Source organism: Rhodococcus sp. LB1, assembly GCF_001583455.1.
GTDB classification, from domain to species: Bacteria; Actinomycetota; Actinomycetes; order Mycobacteriales; family Mycobacteriaceae; genus Rhodococcus_F; species Rhodococcus_F opacus.
Map to the genome: position 1 here is coordinate 1 of NZ_LTCZ01000254.1, position 16,057 is coordinate 16,057.

Consider the following 16,057-nt stretch of genomic DNA (forward strand, 5'->3'; position numbering starts at 1 on the left):
CCCGGCACATCCTGGTCTTGCGGTACTTCTCTGCGGGCAGTTCATTCTCTCCCGCACCTCGTGAACTCTTTTCCTTGCGACGAGAGGAACTCTACAACAGCGACCCCTCAATGTCTACAGCCGCTGCTACAGAAATTCTGGAGCGGCTGACCAGAGATTTCACACACGGCAGCCGACTTTTCTGTCTACGTCGGCGCCGCTCGCTCGACGGGCGGCGACTTCCGCGATGCCGGCACCCATGGTGCCGCCGCCGATAACTCCCAGGTTCAGCCGCGTTGTGCTCCTCAACTTCCGGTGAGTCGCCACCACAGAGATCAGGTATTCGACGGACCGCACGCGGCGTCCGCCGACGGGCCGTCACCGCTGCGTGGTGTTACAGCTCGATCAGGTCGTGATCGCGGCTCCCGGCGGCGAGCAGTCGCAGGTGTTCGTCGGTGCTGCCGAAGGTGTGCTCTATGGCCAGGAGCCGGCGGACGTACTGGCCGATGGCGTGTTCGGCGGTCATTCCGATTCCGCCGTGCATTTGAATGGCCTCTTGACCGATGTGACGGGCGGAGCGACCGATCTGCAGTTTGAGGCGGGATGCGAGGATCTCGTCGGCGTCGCCGTCGGCGAATTTGGCGGTCGCGTAATCGCACATTCCGCGGGCCATTTCGACCGCGACGTACAGGTCCGCGGCCCGATGTGCGAGTGCCTGAAAACTGGCTAGTGGCACACCGAATTGCTTGCGGGTCTTGAGGTATTCGACGGTCAGCGCCAGCGCCTGGTCCATGATGCCGACCGCCTCCGCGCACACGGCGAGTTGTCCGCCGATGACGGCGCGCCGGATCGCGGCGTCGGTGTCGGTGTCGGTGGCGCCGAGCCGCTCGGCGGGGGTGCGGGTCAGGGTGAGCTGCGCGCCGCGCAGTCCGTCGTAGGTGGTGTAGGGCTCGCGGGTGAGCCCGTCGGCGGTGGCGTCGACCAGGAACAGTCCCAGCCGGTCTCCGTCCTCGGGGGTGACCGCGCTGACGATCAGCCGGTCGGCGCAGTCTCCGCGCAGCACCACGTTCTTCGTGCCGTGCACGAGGTATTGGTCGCCGTCGTGTTCCGCCTTCGTGCTGACCGCCGGGCAGGACCAGCTTCCGCCCGGCTCGAGGTGCGCGAAGGCCAGCAGCAGCGTCCCGGCCGCGAGCGCGGGCAGTATCTGCGCAAGCTGGGCGGCCGACCCGGTGTCGGCGACCAGCTGCGCCGGAACGAGAACGGTGTCGGTCAATGGTTCGAGGGCCAGGCCCCGGCCGATTTCGGTCATGACCGCCGCGACCGCGGCCGGTCCGGCGCCGAGGCCCCCGTGGTCCTCGTCGATGGTCAGCGCGAGTAGCCCGACCTCGGCGAAGGTGCCCCACATCTGTCGGCTCCACCCGAGTTCGGAGGCCGCGAGCGCCTGACGGTAGCCGGGGTTGTAGTGGCGGGCGAGCAGGTCTTTGACTGTGGTGGCGAACAGCTGTTGTTCGTCGGTCAGTGCAGTGTTCATGGTCTTTGCCTCACAGTCCGAGGATCGAGCGCGCGATGATGGAGCGTTGGACTTCGCTCGAGCCGCTGTAGATGGTGGATTTGCGCAGGTTCAGGTAGGCCGGGACCGCTCGTGCCGATCCCGGTGTGGGATGGGTGGAGTCGGCGTCGACGGGCAGGGATTCGATTCCGGCCGCGTCCATGAGCAGCTCCGTGCTCGCCTGCTGCAGCTCGGATCCGCGGAGTTTGAGCAGGGAGGACACCGGGTTTGGTCGGCCGGAGCCGGAATCGAGGGCGACCTTTGCCTGCACGATCTCGAGTGCCAGCAGTTCGTTCTCGAGTTCGGCGACCTTGGCCGCGAACAGTGGGTCGTCGAGCAGCACCCCGGCCCCCACGGGGACGGCGGCGGCGTGGGCCTTGGCCTGGGACAGTTTGAGTTTGCTGAAGCCGACTTTCGCCACTCCGGTGCGTTCGAGCCCGAGGAGGAATTTCGCGTAGTCCCAGCCGGCGTTTTCCTCGCCCACGAGGCCCGTCGCCCGGACTCGGACCTCGTCGAAGAAGACCTCGTTGACCTCACAGCTGCCGTCGATCAGTTCGATTGGCCGGACGGTTACCCCCGGTGAGGTCATGTCGATGAGCAGGAAGGAGATGCCCTTCTGCTTCTTGGCGTCGGGGTCGGTGCGGACCAGGGTGAAGATCCAGTCGGCGTGCTGCGCCAGGGTGGTCCAGATCTTCTGGCCGGTGACGATGTAGTGGTCGCCGTCGCGGACTGCCCGGGTCTTGAGGGAGGCGAGGTCGGAGCCGGCGTCGGGTTCGGAGAACCCTTGGGCCCACCAAATGTCGAGGTTCGCCGTTGCCGGGAGGAATCGCTCCTTCTGTTCCTGGGAGCCGAACTGGGCGATGACCGGTCCGACCATGTTGGTGTTGAAGGCCAATGGTTCGGGCACACCGGCCAGTTGCAGCTCGTTGCGCCAGATGGTCAGTTGCATGGGTGTCCAGTCGCGGCCGCCCCACTCGGTGGGCCAGTGTGGGACGGCGAGACCGTTGCGGTTGAGGATTCGTTGCACGGTGACCAGGTCGTCGCGGCTGGGTTCTTCGAAGTCGGCGACCCGCTGGCGAATGTCTGCGGGAATCTCGGTGCGGAAGAACTGCCGCAGCTGGTGGCGGAAGGTGGTGTCGTCGTTGGAAAGTGCCAGGGTCATCGGGCTGGTTGTCCTGCCTGCGGGGGTGTGGAGGGGGTCATTGCGTGTCAGCGCCCGGTGAATAGGGCCGGGCGGCGCTGCAGGAAGGAGGCGACCCCTTCGGCGCCGTCTTCGGTGTCGAGCAGTCGCAGCATGTCCGGCACCAGTTGTTCGGCGGCGATCCGTTCACCGTCGCGTTCGGCGCGGCGGGCGGCGGTCAGCGTGGTCGAGACACCGAGAGGGGCTTGCGCGGCGATGAGCTGCGCGATCTCGTAGGCGCGCTGGAGTTGGTGTCCGACCGGGACTACCTCCTGGACCAGGCCCATCCGCAGTGCCTCGGCGGCGCCGAACGGTTCGGCGGTGAGCATGTACCGCATGGCGTTGCCCCAGCCGACCTCGCGGGGGAATCGGATGGTGGCCCCGCCGAACGGGTAGATGCCGCGGCTGATCTCCATTTGGGAGAATTTCGCGTCCTCGGCCGCGATCCGGATGTCGGTGGCCAGCAGCAGCTCGATGCCCAAGGTCATGCACCAGCCCTGGGTCGCGCTGACCACCGGCTTGCGCCGCTGGATTCCGGTGAGCTGGCGGGGGTCGACGCCGCCCTCGGGGATTCCGCCGCGCCCTTCCCGCAGTGCGTTGCCGACCTTGGCCATGTCCAGTCCGCCGGTGAAGTGCTCTCCGTGGGCATAGAACACTCCGACCCGGATATCGTCGCCGCGCTCCATTTCGCCGTATGCGAGCGCGAGTTCGGCGCGCATCTCGAGGTCGAATGCGTTGCGCTTGGGCACCCGGTTGAGGCCGATGAGGTAGACGTGACCGACCTGGTGGCGGGTGACGACCCGGTCATCGGCGGGCAGGGCGAGTTCGGTGATTGCCGGGGCTTCGGTGCTGGACATGGTGCTGTCTTCCTTCGATGAATCGGGGTGTCGTGGTGCGTATGGTCAGCGCACCGAGGTGCCCACCTTGTGGCGTTCGATGGACTTGGAGAATCCGCCGTCGGCCTTCGCGCGCCGGGCCTCGTCGCTGAAGTGGGTGAGCTGGTGCCCGTCGAAGTGCGCGTTGAGGGCGGCATGGAAGCCCTGCACCTCGAGGGTGCGGTTCAGGGACCGCTTGAGCACCTTGGTGGCGAACGGCGGTGCCAGTGCCACCCGGTTCGCGAGCGTCGCGACCGCCTCGTCGAGCTGGTCGACGGGTACGACCCGGTTGACCATCCCGCTGGCCAGAGCATCCGCTGCGGAGAGCCGTTCCCCGGTGAACAGGAATTCGCGGGCCTTGCGGTGCCCGAGGACCCACGGGTGCACCAGCACCTCGACCGCGCTGACACCCATGGTGTGCAGGACCGGGTCGGCGAAGAATGCGGTGTCGGCGGCGACGATCATGTCGCACATGTTCGCGACCATGAAACCGCCTGCGACGCAGGCACCGTCGACCCGGGCGATGGTCGGCTTCGGGAGGTTGAAGATGTTGAGGCAGTAGTCCATGTACGAGCGGGACTCGTACTCCCACCGCTGCTCGGGGGTGAAGTCCTGGCGTTCGACCTGTCCCTCCTTGAGGTCGTGTCCGGCGGAGAAATGCCCGCCCTTGCCGCCGAAGACCACCGCACGCACCTGTGGGTCGCCGCCGGCGCGCACGACTGCGTCGTTGAGCTCGTCGAGCAACTGGCTGTTCTCGGCGTTGCGCTGCTCCGGGCGGTTGTGCCAGATGGTCGCTACCGATCCGTCGATCTCGTACAGCACGTAGTCGTAAGCCACGTTCGTCTCCCTTGAAAGATGTGTGATGGGCGAGTGGCGACCCGGCCGGGTCGTGCCTCAACTCGCATTAAAACTTGCAGTGCATGTTTAAAGGTACATGCAGGGTGGCCCCAGGGGAACCCCCGGGCGAAGGAGGCGGTCGAGAATCGGGGGAATCCCCGTGTGAAGGAGGCGGTCGAGAGTCGGGGCCCGTGCAAAAAGAGGTCGAGAATCGGGCCGCCGAGGGCGGCCGAGGATCAGCGCGTGGCGCCGAGTCCGACGATCTCGGAGTACTGCAGCGTCAGGCCGTCGATCAGGCAGGACAGGCCCCGCTCGAAGGCGGCGGTGTCGAGCTCGGAGTGCTGCGGCAGCAGGTGGGCCTGGCCCAGGTGGGGGTACTGACCGGCGTAGAACGCCGGGTCTTCGGTGAAGCCGGCGAAGTAGGAGCCGAGCGCGGAGCCGGCAATGTAGTTGCGGACGGCAATGGCCACCTCGGTGGCCTGGCGCGGCGGCCAGCCACCCTTGGTCAGGCTCCCGTAGAAGGCGTCGGCCAAGCGCAGTTGGGTCGGCCGGGTTGCAGGTCCGCGGGCCAGAAGCGGCACGATGCCGGGGTGGCGCTGCAGCGCAGACCAGTAATTCCGCGCCCAGATCGGCAACGCGGTACGCCAGCCGGCGGTATCGAAGATTTCAATGTCGACGGTCTCAAGAATGGCGTCGACGACGGCGTCGGTCACCTCGTCCATGGTCTTGAAATGGTTGTACAGCGAGGGCCCCTGTACGCCGAGGCGGGCGGCGAGCTTGCGGGTGGAGAGGGCAGCCACGCCCTCCTCGTCGATCAGCGCCATGGCTTCGCCGACGATGCGCTCACGTGAGAGCAGCGGTACCCGAGGTCGTCCCATGGTTAACAGCTTGTCACGCCACCCCGACGGCCGCGAGCGACTCCCCGCCGGACGCAAGTTCGAGTCCGGGCGGATTCCCCGAAGTGACCCCCTTCACAAACTCGAATTCCGCGGTCTATAATTTCAACTATCAGCGCTAGCTTTTGAGTCGGAGCACTCGAGCGGGCGCGCACCCCACACTCCGATGACAGGATTCGTTCAATGTCTTCTCCCGCGACATCCCTGCCGCCCAAACCCACCGAGACGGGGCGGTCCCCACGGCCATCCGTGCGGGCATGGTCGGTCACCGCCATGATCGTCATGTTCGCGACGATCAACTGGGCGGACAAGGCCCTGATCGGCGTCGTCGCTCAACCGCTCAAGGAAGAACTCGGTTTGACCTCCGCTCAGATCGGGTTCGCCGGCAGCGCCTTCTTCTTTCTCTTCAGCATCAGCGGGGCCGCGGTCGGTTTGATCGGGGACCGGGTGCAGATCCGGTGGATCCTGTTCATCCTCGCCGGGATCTGGGGCCTGATCCAGTTCCCGCTCGTCATCGCCGGTACCTTCGCGGTTCTCCTGGTCACCCGCATCGCCCTCGGTGCCGCCGAAGGACCGGCCACCGCAATGGCCAATACCGGAGTCTTCCAATGGTTCCCGCCGGAAAAGCGGGCCTTTCCCTCGGCGTTGGTGACCTCCGGGTCCTCGCTCGCCAAGATCGCCGCCGCCCCCATCCTCGCGCTCATCGTGGCCGCCTGGGGCTGGCACGCCGGCTTCCTGACGATGGCAATGGTGAGCTTCATCTGGTGCGGGGTGTGGCTGCTGGTCGGTAAGGAAGGCCCCTACGCCCGCCGCGCCGGCGACGCGGATACCGATTCCGCCCCCGGCGACGACGAAACACCCCCGCATCAGCTGGTGCGGCTGCCGTTGCGGGACATCCTGCTCACCAAGTCCTTCATCGGCGCGCTCATCGGCACCTTCACCGTGTACGGGCTGGTGTCCGCCTCGATCACCTGGATCCCCTCGTACTTCGAGGCCGGGTTGGGGTACTCGCGGCTGTCGTCCGGATTCATGTTCGGTCTGCCCAGCATCGCCGCACTGGTGATGATGTTCACCTCCACCTTCGTCACCGACCGCCTCGCCCACCGCAACTTCACCACCCGCGTCACCCGGGTGTGGACGACGACGGCATTCCTGGTGATCGGCGGAATCGCCCTGGCGTGCCTGCCGTTCATCGGCGTTCCGGTTACCGTGGTCGCGGTGTTGGTGTTCGGCTACGGGTGCGCCAGCGTCGCCCTGCCGATGATGAATGCCGTTGTCTCCCAGATCGCCCCGGCACACCAGCTGTCGAGCACCCTCGGGATCTTCCTCGCCGTGCAGAACCTGTCCGGGCTCATCGCCCCGGTACTGGTCGGCATTCTGGTCGACCGCGCCCCCGACCCGTTGTCCGGATACTCCCTCGCCTACCAAATCTTCGGGGTGTCCATCCTCGTCGGCGGCCTCGTCGTGCTCCTGCTGGTCCATCCCGCCCAGGACGCCACGCGCGTCCAGGCCAAGCTCACCGCCCGGGAAGCAGCCGCCGAAGCCGACACCTGACCGCCCACCGAGCCCACACCCCGCACTCGACACTCACGACCCGCCCGGCGAACGGCTTCCACACCCACGCCGAGCCACCCGCAAGGAGAACCCGCATTGTCTGCCCTCGACGACCACCCCTGGACCCGGTTGTACCCGGCCCCGGTCGACGAACTCGACATCCCGACCGGGATGTCCCTGATCGACCTGCTGCACTCGAGCAGGGACCGCTACACCGACCAGACCGCACTGACCTTCCAAGACCGCACCTGGACCTTCGACGACCTGGCCATGCAGTCGCACGCCTTCGCGCATCTGCTCGCCGAGCACGGCTTCGGCCGCGGGGACCGCCTGGCGATCATCCTTCCCAACCGCCCCGAGTACGTCTTCGCACTGTTCGGCACTGTGATCGCCGGCGGCATCGTCGTCCAGGTCAACCACCGGTACCCGGCCGAAGAGATGCGCCGCATCCTCGACGACGCCGGCGCATCGATGGTCATCACCACCGACGAAACGCTCGACCGGTGCGCAGGCGACGGGCAGTCGTTCCTCGGCCGCCCGGTGATCCGGGTGGACACCGAGCCGAATCATCGGGCGAGCCTGCGGGGCATCGCCTCCGGGTCCGTCCGCAATTTTCTTCAGCGCCCACCGCTGAACGTTGCGGTGGACTCCTCCGAGGTCGCGGTCCTGCAGTACACCGGCGGCACCACCGGTGCGGCCAAGGGCGTGATGCTCACCCACCGCAACCTGATCGCCAACATCGAACAACGGTTCGCGGTTACCTACGCACTGTTCGACCTCCCCGACAACGCCAAGACCGTCAACGTGCTGCCGATGTGCCACGTGTACGGCCTGACCTGTGTCACGCTGACCTCGGTGCGCGGCGGAATGAACCAGATCCTCATCCCGGAGTTCGACGCAAAGGCGGTATTGGAGGTCATCAAATCGCAGCGGCCCGCTGTCTTCACCGGTGTGCCGACGATGTACATGGCGATGGGCCGCACCCCCGGCGTCGATGCGTCCGGACTCGACCAGGTCACCATCTACAACAGCGCCGGAGCCGGATTCCCGCTCGAGCAGCTCGAACAGTTCGAAACCAAGACCGGCGGCCGGATCATCGAGGGCTTCGGCATCAGCGAGGCATCCCCGTCCACCCACCTCAATCCCGTCTTCAGCGACCGCCGCGTCGGCAGCATCGGAATCCCGATGCCGCTGACCGACGTCCGGATCGTCGACCGCGACGGACACGACACCACCCCGCTTCCCGTGGGGGAGGTGGGGGAGATGATCATCCGCGGACCGCAGGTCATGACGGGCTACTGGAACCAGCCCGCACTCACCGACGCCGCGCTGCGCGAGGGCTGGTTGCTGACCGGCGACCTCGCGCACATGGACGAGGACGGCTACTTCTACATCGACGGCCGCAAGAAGGAGATGATCGTCACCAGCGGTTTTAACGTCTATCCGGCCGAGGTCGAACAGGTCCTTGCCCGGTATCCGGGAATTCTCGAGGCCGCCGTCATCGGCGTCCCCGACCCCTATCGCGGCGAGACGGTGTGCGCCTACCTCGTGCACGATCCGGATCGGCCCGTCGCGGAGACGGAGCTGGACGAGCACTGCCGCCGTTTCCTCGTCGGCTACAAGGTGCCCCGCGAGTACCGATTCGTTCCCGCACTTCCCCGCACGCCGGTCGGCAAGATCGCCAAGAACAAACTTGACGCACCGCCGCCGCAAAACCGTTGCCGGACTGACCAATCAGAAGGACACCACTGACCCATGCAAGCGATCTCTTTGACCCAGTTCGGCGACCCCGAGGTCATGGTGTGGACCGAACATCCCGACCCTGTCCCGGCCGCCGGTGAGGTGGTGATCGACGTCGCCGCCGCCGGCGTGAACCGCGCCGACATCAACCAACGACAGGGCCACTACCCACCACCCGCCGGGGCGAGCGAGATCCTCGGGCTGGAAGTGTCCGGTGTGATCAGCGAAGTCGGACCCGCGGTCACCGGATGGGAGATCGGGGACCGCGCCTGCGCCCTGCTATCCGGCGGCGGATACGCCGAACGGGTGGCGGTACCGGCGTCACAGGTGCTGCCGATACCGGAAGGCGTCGACCTGCACACGGCGGCGGCTCTGCCGGAGGCCGCGTGCACGGTGTGGTCCAACCTCGTCACCACCGCGCACCTGCGCCAGGACGAGACCGTGCTCATCCACGGTGGGGGTAGCGGCATCGGCACCCACGCGATTCAGGTCGCCACAGCGCTCGGAGCCCGCGTCGCCGTCACCGCCGGATATTCGGAAAAACTTCGAGCCTGCCAAGATTTCGGTGCCGACATTCTGATCAACTACACCGACACCGACTTCGTCACTGCGGTCAGAGGCAGCACGGACGGACGCGGCGTGGACGTCGTCCTGGACAACATGGGTGCCGCCTATCTCGCCCGCAACGTCACCGCCCTCGCAGACGGTGGACGCCTGGTGGTCATCGGCCTGCAGGGAGGCTGGGAGGGCACCCTCAACCTCGCGCAACTCATGGCCAAACGCGCCGGCGTGCACTCCACCAGCCTCCGCAGCCGCCCCACCACCGGACGCAGCGGCAAAGCAGACATCGTCCGCGACGTTGTGAAGCACGTGTGGCCGATGATCGCCGAGGCGACCGTGCGACCCGTCGTGCACGCGGTACTCCCCATCGGAAAGGTAGCTGCCGCGCACCGGATGCTCGACGCCCCCGACACGATCGGAAAAATACTCGTGAAGGTGTCGTAGTACCAGCAACGGTTGGCACCCGATGTCCGCCTCCCAGCAACAGTGCGCCGATAGAACGCGTACGAGCAGGACGCCTTCGGCGCCGCCACCCCATCAGCGCTTCACCGTTCTCTATTCTTCTCGCGGTCCGATGATCGAGCGCGCGATGATCGAACGCTGGACTTCGCTCGATCCGCTGTAGATGGTGGACTTGCGCAGGTTCAGGTAGGTGGGACCGCTCGATTCGACCCCCGTGTGGGATGGGCAGGGAGTAGAGCTGATGCGGTACCCGGATCGTCGCTGAGAACGGAAGAGGTGGGTGACGCAGGTCAGTGTCGTCGATCGTGGCTGTGGAGTTCGTCGAGGACCTGATCGAGGGCGGTGGTCGGGATACAGAAGTCCGGCCCTTCCGCGTCTCGGAGGTAGGCGCGCACGTTCGCAAGCAGGGCGAGTTCACGCTTGAGGTCGTCGGTGGTCCGGTCAGTCACAGCGTCATCCTCCCTGAGTGGTGTTGGGGCAACCATCGGGGCGGATGCTTCGTGCTGATCTGGACGCCGGCCACGGTGCCGAACTGGTCGAGGTCCATGCGGAAGATCACTCCGTGCTGCGGCTCCCATTCGTAGGTGCCGTACCCGTGCTCGGTGTGCTGTGGACCCGCTCTGCGGGCGGTCTCTGACTGGTGATCGGTATCCATCGGGCGCTCTCGCGAGGAGCCGCCGCCCGCGTCCGTAGGGACAGCGGCCGATCGTCAGAGCTCAGCCCGGATGAAGAGAACTCGCTCAACGACTCAACGAGCACACCGTCGCCCAGAACGCAGGCATGCTGAAGGTTCCGCGCACCACGGTGTATGGGCATCTGAACAAACGTCGGATGGACAGCGCACCGGTCGCGCAGGAGAGGGCGGCAACGCGATACGCGCGGCCCATTCCGTGACCCAGCTCCCGCTTTCACCCCGTTGGCTACGAACGCGAAAGGTCACTCGCCCGAGGTGCCACCCACCCAAGGCAACATTGTTCGGTTACCCGTGACCACATAGACGTCGATGACCTTGTGCAGCTTATGGTTGCGGCTGAAGCGGCGCAGGCCGACCGCGAGTTCGTAGCCGAGTCGGGCACGAACCGCCCCCATTCCGGACTCGTTCGGGCGGGCCTCGATGCTAATCATCAAACACCAGTACCGCTCGGCGCGCTCGGCCAAATTGTTGAGCAGGGTGGTTGTTCCGACCCCGAGCAGGCCGGGGACCACCATGCCGCGGTCGTAGTCGCGCCTTTGCTGCGGGCGACGAGCAGATCGAATTCGTGTTGCTCCCGGCCCGCTCCAGCGCCGAGGGCCGCAGGCCGATCCGGGCTTGAAGGGGTTCAGGGCGGAATCCATATCGGCACCTACAGACAATTATGGGGCAATATCCCATGAATGTCTGTGCGATAGGCCAGGACTGGGACGGCGAAGCGGAGGGTAGGTCGGCGCAGTCGTCGTCTCGACCGGGGCGCCGCCCGCCCAGCCGCGATGGATCGCGTCAGTTCCGGCTCGCTGGGTGCTCATGCCAAGGGCTAAGCTAAGGCTTGTGAACGTGCGTCCAGGGAGCTGACGGGCCCATCCAATATCTCTGCCCGGGTGCGCGAATTCGGGAAGGTCCCTAGCGCTGGCGATCCGGACGAAGTCCGTGACGATATCGGTGCGCCGGTCACGTGGGACATGTCGTCCCGGCTGTTAGAAATAGGGGCCCTTGTCCCTCGCGAATGATGGGTAGTGGCTTCCACGGGTGAACGGATACCGTCACGGGCGCTCCCAGGTCGCGGTGTGTGACGGATTCGGTTCGGTGGCCTGGTACATCGTGTGCGGCGTCCGAACTCGGATTTCAGCCGGTCCAGGAAGTGGACCGAGCTGTGTTGGTTTCGAGCTGTCGGCGGATCGCGTTGCCGAGAAGTTGGGTGGTGGCGGTGCCGCCGATGTCGGGGGTGAGGGTGTCGCCGCCGGCGGCGAGGACGTCTTCGACTGCGGTCATGACGGCGGTGGCGGCCTCGGTCTCGCCGAGGTGGTCGAGCATCATGCTCGCGCTCCAGATCTGCCCGATCGGGTTGGCGATGCCCTTGCCCGCGATGTCGGGGGCCGATCCGTGGACCGGTTCGAACAGGCTCGGGAACTTGCGCTCGGGGTTGATGTTTCCGCTCGGGGCCACGCCGATGGTGCCGGTGCAGGCCGGGCCGAGGTCGGAGAGGATGTCACCGAACAGGTTGCTGGCGACGACGACATCGAACCAGTCCGGGTGCAGGACGAAGTTCGCGGTGAGGATGTCGATGTGGTACTTGTCCACCGCGACGTCCGCGAAGTTCTGGGCCATCGCTTCGACGCGCTGATCCCAGTACGGCATCGTGATCGAGATGCCGTTGCTCTTTGTCGCCGAGGTGAGGTGTTTCTTGGGCCGGGACTGGGCGAGGTCGAAGGCGTACTTCAGGATTCGGTCCACCCCGGTGCGGGTCATCACCGTTTCCTGGATGACGGTTTCGCGGTCGGTGCCCTCGAAGATCTTGCCGCCGATGCTCGAGTATTCGCCCTCGGTGTTTTCCCGCACGACGTAGAAGTCGACGTCACCGGGTTGACGGCCGGTCAGCGGGCTGGTGATGCCGCGGAGCAGTTTGACCGGGCGCAGGCTCACGTACTGGTCGAAGTGGCGGCGGAACTGCAGCAGGCTGCCCCACAGGCTGATGTGGTCGGGGACCACGTCGGGCCAGCCGACGGCGCCGAAGAAGATGGCGTCGAACTGGTTGAGCTGGTCGAACCAGCCATCGGGCAGCATCGTGCCCGTCTTGGTGTAGTAGTCGGCGCTGGCGTAGTCGAACTGCTCGTAGTCAATGTGGAAGTCGAATGCCGACGCCGCGGCTTCGAGGACCCGCAGTCCCTCCGGGACGACTTCCGTGCCGATCCCGTCGCCGGGGATGACTGCGATCCGATGTGTTGCGCCCATGGTGTGGTGACTTCCCTTCGGGGTCCAGAAATCCTGGCGTGCAGCACTATCGGCGCTGCCGCCGGGGATGATTCGGGTGTTTGGTTATGCAGGCCGGTGAGGGGACCGGTCAGGCCAGCTCGCGTGAGGTCGCGCCCTCGCGTTCCTCGAGGGCGCGGATGGCGCTGGCGGTGAGGCTTTCCGTGATGTGTCGCCGCATCAGCTCGCCGGTGCCGGACACATCGCCCGCGACCACCAGGTCGAAAAGTTGGTGGTGCTCGTCGAGGTCGCGGATGCGGGGTTCGTCTCCCGGCGGAAGTTCGAGGCCGACGCGGCGATACCGGTCGGACTTGTCCCAGACGTCGTCGAGCAACCGGATCAGCACGTCGTTGTGGGAGGCGACGTAGAGGGCACGGTGGAACTCGCGGTGGGCTTGCAAGCCCTCTTCGCCCCATTGACGGGTGACCGGCACCAGTCGGTTCAGCGCGGAGCGCATGAACAGAATGTCCTGATCGGTGCGCCGTGCAGCGGCCAGTTCGGCGGCGGTGGGGTCGAGGGAGAGTCGGACCTCGAAGAGCTGACGGGCCTCCTGTGCGCTCATCTGTGCCACTCGCACGTCGCGGTGCGAGTCCATCTCCACGAGCCCTTCGCTGCTCAGACGGCGGACCGCCTCGCGCAGCGGGGTGATGCTCATCTTGAGGCTGTCGGCGAGTTCGTACTGCGCCAGGCGTGATCCCGGGGTGAGTTCGCCGCTCAAGATCAGCCGACGTAGCTCGCCGTATGCCACGTCGCCCTTGCTGGAATAGACGTTCATGACGTTCGTCGACTGCATGTGCCCTCCCTCACCCAAATCCTCGGTCTGTGCTCCCGGCCACAAATTGGCTCTTGTGTCCGGCGCCACGATCAGTCTAACATCGCTCTTGCATCTTATAAGTCTTATAAGCGTTATAAGACGAAAGAAAGTGAGGAGAGGAAGCACATGAAGATCATTTCCGTACACGAGGGCATCGTCCCGATCAGCTCGTCCATCCGGAACGCCTGGATCGACTTCAGCAAGATGGACTGCTCGATCGTGGCGATCGTCAGCGACGTCATGCGAGACGGCGAGCCGATCGTCGGCTACGGCTTCAACTCCAACGGCCGCTACAGCGCTGGCGAGATCCTGCGCCGCCGCGCCATTCCCCGACTCCTCGACGCCGACCCCGAAGCCCTGCTCGACGAGGCCGGCGACCTGGACCCGACCCGGGCCTGGGACATCATGATGAAGAACGAAAAGCCGGGCGGTCACGGCGAACGTTCGGTCGCGGTCGGTGTCATGGACATGGCCCTGTTCGACCTCGCGGCGAAGATCGCCGACAAGCCGCTCTACCGCTACCTGTCCGACAAATACGGGGACGGCCAGCCCGACGACTCGGTCTTCGTCTACGCCGCCGGCGGCTACTACGCGCCCGGCAAGACCCTGAAAGACCTGCAGGACGAGATGCGCGGCTTCCTCGACATGGGCTACAACGTCGTCAAGATGAAGATCGGCGGCGCCGACCTGGCCGAGGACCTCGAGCGCATCGACGCCGTCCTCGAGGTCCTCGACGGTGACGGCTCCCGCCTCGCGGTCGACGTCAACGGCCGCTTCGACCTGGCGACCGCCCTCGAATACGGCAAGGCCATCGAGCCCTATAACCTGTTCTGGTACGAGGAGGTCGGCGACCCGCTCGACTACCGCCTCAACGCCGTGCTGTCCGAGAACTACTCCGGCCGCATCGCCACCGGCGAGAACCTCTTCTCCCTGCAGGACGCCCGCAACCTGATCCGCTACGCCGGCATGCGACCGGACCGCGACATCATCCAGGTCGACCCCGCCCTGAGCTACGGCCTGACCGAATACCTGCGGGTGCAGGAGATGCTCAAGGACCACGGGTGGTCCTCGCGCCAGTGCATCCCGCACGGCGGACACCAGTTCTCCCTGCACATCGCCGCCGCACTGAAGCTGGGCGGCAACGAGTCCTACCCGGGCGAATTCCAGCCGACCGGCGGCTTCGCCGACGGTGCGGTCGTCGAGAACAGCCAGGTCGGGCTCACCGAGATCCCCGGCATCGGTTTCGAGGGCAAGGCCGCCTTCTACAAGGTGCTCCGCGCGCTGCACCACTGACCCCCACCCTCCATGGTTCCGGCTGACGCGGGGACCGCCACCTGGTCCGATGTGCGAAGGAGCACTCGCGATGACTACTACCACCATGTCCCCGAGCCACACCGAACCTGAACGCTCGCGGCTCAGCCGGCTGATGCGCGAGTTGTGGTTCCAAGTGCTGCTGGGGGCGGTCCTCGGAATCACGGTCGGCGTCCTGCTCCCGGACGTCGGCGCCGCGCTCAGCCCGTTGAACGACTGGTTCATCAGCATCGTCAAGATGATCGTCGTCCCGGTCGTGTTCTGTGTGGTCACACAGAGCATTTCGTCGATGGACAGCCTCCGGAAAGCCGGCCGGATCGGTGCCAAGGCGCTCGGCTACTTCATGGTCCTGTCGCTGCTGTCGATGCTCATCGGGCTGGTCGTGGCCAACGTCTTCAAACCGGGCGCGGGCATGAACATCAACCTCGCCGAGCTCGACACCGAGAGCATCCCCGGCGCCGGCCAGGCCCACGGCGCGGTCGACTTCATCGACCGCATCATCCCGACCAACCTGTTCGGTGCCGTCACCGGCAACGAAATCCTTGCCGCACTGCTGGTCTCGATCGTGTTCGGCTGCGCCCTCAACGTCTCCGGCGAGAAGGCCGCACCGATCAACGACGGCATCTCGGCGCTGACGTCCGTGGTGTTCAAGATCGTCGGCTGGGTTATGCGACTGGCCCCGATCGGCACCTTCGGCGCCCTGGCCTCGGTCGTCGCCAAATACGGCGCCGAGAGCCTGCAGCAGCTCGGCTACCTGATCCTGCTGTTCACCGGCACCTGCGTCGTGTACGTCATCGTGGTGCTGGGGGTCATCAGCCGAGCCTGCGGTGTCGGCCTGTTCTCGCTGATGCGCTACCTCAAGGCCGAACTCCTGGTCGCCCTGAGCACCTGCTCGAGCGAGGCGGTGCTGCCGCAACTGGTCCGCAAACTCGAGGACCTCGGTGTCGGCAAGCCGGTCGTCGGCATCGTGATCCCGTCCGGGTTCTCGTTCAACCTCGACGGATCCGCGGTCTACCTCACGATGGCCTCACTGTTCCTCGCCCAGGCAGTCGGAATCGACCTGTCCTGGCAGCAACAGCTGATCATGGTCGGAGTCATGATGCTGACCAGCAAGGGAACCGCCGGCATCGCAGGCGGAGCGTTCATCGTCCTCGCCAGCACGATCACCGCCGTCGGCCACGTCCCCCTCGCCGCACTCGCCCTGATCGTCGGTGTCGACCGCATCCTCAACGAGGGCAGGGTCTTCATCAACGTTCTCGGCAACGCGATGGCCACCATCGTGATCGGCAAGTGGGAGAACGACTTCGACGCAGAGAAGGCACGAGCAGCGCTCGGTGCCGGGCCCGGCAAGCACG

Annotated in this window: 15 protein-coding genes and 1 pseudogene; 5 read left to right on the top strand and 11 right to left on the bottom strand. The window is 65.9% G+C overall.

The features are described from left to right. Positions 1 to 186: 186 nt before the first annotated feature. From AZG88_RS55360 to AZG88_RS28410, 6 genes and pseudogenes are all read right to left on the bottom strand, one after another. Positions 187 to 270 (bottom strand): annotated as a pseudogene (locus AZG88_RS55360) (3-hydroxyacyl-CoA dehydrogenase NAD-binding domain-containing protein); the annotation flags it as partial. A 103-nt stretch (positions 271 to 373) separates the two neighbouring features. Continuing rightward, positions 374 to 1,510, bottom strand: a complete 1,137-nt coding sequence (locus AZG88_RS28390) for an acyl-CoA dehydrogenase family protein (protein WP_061699817.1) — start codon at positions 1,508 to 1,510, stop codon at positions 374 to 376. Between the two features lie 10 nt (positions 1,511 to 1,520). Beyond that, positions 1,521 to 2,690, bottom strand: coding sequence for an acyl-CoA dehydrogenase family protein (locus AZG88_RS28395; RefSeq protein ID WP_061699818.1), 1,170 nt, complete (start codon positions 2,688 to 2,690; stop codon positions 1,521 to 1,523). Between the two features lie 47 nt (positions 2,691 to 2,737). Next, positions 2,738 to 3,565, bottom strand: a complete 828-nt coding sequence (locus AZG88_RS28400) for a crotonase/enoyl-CoA hydratase family protein (protein WP_061699819.1) — start codon at positions 3,563 to 3,565, stop codon at positions 2,738 to 2,740. Positions 3,566 to 3,610: 45 nt separating this feature from the next. Further along, on the bottom strand, positions 3,611 to 4,420 hold the full coding sequence (locus tag AZG88_RS28405) for an enoyl-CoA hydratase (RefSeq protein WP_061699820.1): 810 nt from the start codon (positions 4,418 to 4,420) through the stop codon (positions 3,611 to 3,613). 236 nt (positions 4,421 to 4,656) lie between these two features. Next, entirely contained in the window at positions 4,657 to 5,298 is a 642-nt protein-coding gene (locus AZG88_RS28410; protein ID WP_061699821.1) for a TetR/AcrR family transcriptional regulator, read from the bottom strand. Positions 5,299 to 5,499: 201 nt separating this feature from the next. Here AZG88_RS28410 and AZG88_RS28415 point away from each other — a divergent pair, with 201 nt between their 5' ends. The 3 genes from AZG88_RS28415 (at position 5,500) to AZG88_RS28425 (ending at position 9,615) form a co-directional block, all read left to right on the top strand. Beyond that, entirely contained in the window at positions 5,500 to 6,870 is a 1,371-nt protein-coding gene (locus AZG88_RS28415) for an MFS transporter (protein WP_082833508.1), read from the top strand. 96 nt (positions 6,871 to 6,966) lie between these two features. Next, positions 6,967 to 8,622, top strand: coding sequence for a long-chain-fatty-acid--CoA ligase (locus AZG88_RS28420; protein ID WP_061699823.1), 1,656 nt, complete (start codon positions 6,967 to 6,969; stop codon positions 8,620 to 8,622). 3 nt (positions 8,623 to 8,625) lie between these two features. Continuing rightward, on the top strand, positions 8,626 to 9,615 hold the full coding sequence (locus AZG88_RS28425) for an NAD(P)H-quinone oxidoreductase (RefSeq protein WP_061699824.1): 990 nt from the start codon (positions 8,626 to 8,628) through the stop codon (positions 9,613 to 9,615). A gap of 308 nt (positions 9,616 to 9,923) precedes the next feature. On the opposite strand, the gene AZG88_RS52960 is transcribed toward AZG88_RS28425, so the two are convergent. The 5 genes from AZG88_RS52960 to AZG88_RS28445 all read right to left on the bottom strand — a co-directional run bounded on the left by AZG88_RS52960 (position 9,924) and on the right by AZG88_RS28445 (position 13,370). After that, positions 9,924 to 10,082: a hypothetical protein gene (locus AZG88_RS52960; RefSeq protein WP_197487955.1), complete on the bottom strand. Its 159-nt coding sequence runs from the start codon at positions 10,080 to 10,082 to the stop codon at positions 9,924 to 9,926. Then, complete coding sequence (locus tag AZG88_RS28430; RefSeq protein WP_061699825.1) at positions 10,079 to 10,288, bottom strand: hypothetical protein; 210 nt, start codon at positions 10,286 to 10,288, stop codon at positions 10,079 to 10,081. The genes AZG88_RS52960 and AZG88_RS28430 overlap by 4 nt, the downstream gene beginning before the upstream one ends. 281 nt (positions 10,289 to 10,569) lie before the next feature. Continuing rightward, positions 10,570 to 10,968 carry a hypothetical protein gene (locus AZG88_RS50710; protein WP_231914239.1) on the bottom strand — a complete coding sequence of 133 codons (399 nt, stop codon included), beginning with the start codon at positions 10,966 to 10,968 and terminating at the stop codon, positions 10,570 to 10,572. Positions 10,969 to 11,452: 484 nt separating this feature from the next. Next, a complete protein-coding gene (locus tag AZG88_RS28440) occupies positions 11,453 to 12,559 on the bottom strand; it encodes a tartrate dehydrogenase (RefSeq protein ID WP_061699827.1) in 1,107 nt (368 codons plus the stop codon). A gap of 109 nt (positions 12,560 to 12,668) precedes the next feature. Continuing rightward, positions 12,669 to 13,370, bottom strand: a complete 702-nt coding sequence (locus AZG88_RS28445; protein WP_061699828.1) for a GntR family transcriptional regulator — start codon at positions 13,368 to 13,370, stop codon at positions 12,669 to 12,671. A 147-nt stretch (positions 13,371 to 13,517) separates the two neighbouring features. On the opposite strand from AZG88_RS28445, the gene AZG88_RS28450 reads away from it, so the two are divergent. After that, complete coding sequence (locus tag AZG88_RS28450; RefSeq protein ID WP_061699829.1) at positions 13,518 to 14,684, top strand: mandelate racemase/muconate lactonizing enzyme family protein; 1,167 nt, start codon at positions 13,518 to 13,520, stop codon at positions 14,682 to 14,684. A 70-nt stretch (positions 14,685 to 14,754) separates the two neighbouring features. Then, positions 14,755 to 16,057: cation:dicarboxylate symporter family transporter (locus AZG88_RS28455; protein ID WP_231914240.1), on the top strand; the 1,303-nt coding region annotated here is incomplete at its 3' end.

Excerpts from the sequence above, each read along its gene's own strand:
- AZG88_RS28390 (WP_061699817.1), bottom strand. The coding sequence starts at position 1,510 with ATGAACACTGCACTGACCGACGAACAACAGCTGTTCGCCACCACAGTC.
- AZG88_RS28395 (WP_061699818.1), bottom strand. The coding sequence starts at position 2,690 with ATGACCCTGGCACTTTCCAACGACGACACCACCTTCCGCCACCAGCTG.
- AZG88_RS28400 (WP_061699819.1), bottom strand. The coding sequence starts at position 3,565 with ATGTCCAGCACCGAAGCCCCGGCAATCACCGAACTCGCCCTGCCCGCC.
- AZG88_RS28410 (WP_061699821.1), bottom strand. The coding sequence starts at position 5,298 with ATGGGACGACCTCGGGTACCGCTGCTCTCACGTGAGCGCATCGTCGGC.
- AZG88_RS28415 (WP_082833508.1), top strand. The coding sequence starts at position 5,500 with ATGTCTTCTCCCGCGACATCCCTGCCGCCCAAACCCACCGAGACGGGG.
- AZG88_RS28425 (WP_061699824.1), top strand. The coding sequence starts at position 8,626 with ATGCAAGCGATCTCTTTGACCCAGTTCGGCGACCCCGAGGTCATGGTG.
- AZG88_RS28430 (WP_061699825.1), bottom strand. The coding sequence starts at position 10,288 with ATGGATACCGATCACCAGTCAGAGACCGCCCGCAGAGCGGGTCCACAG.
- AZG88_RS50710 (WP_231914239.1), bottom strand. The coding sequence starts at position 10,968 with ATGGATTCCGCCCTGAACCCCTTCAAGCCCGGATCGGCCTGCGGCCCT.
- AZG88_RS28440 (WP_061699827.1), bottom strand. The coding sequence starts at position 12,559 with ATGGGCGCAACACATCGGATCGCAGTCATCCCCGGCGACGGGATCGGC.
- AZG88_RS28445 (WP_061699828.1), bottom strand. The coding sequence starts at position 13,370 with ATGCAGTCGACGAACGTCATGAACGTCTATTCCAGCAAGGGCGACGTG.
- AZG88_RS28450 (WP_061699829.1), top strand. The coding sequence starts at position 13,518 with ATGAAGATCATTTCCGTACACGAGGGCATCGTCCCGATCAGCTCGTCC.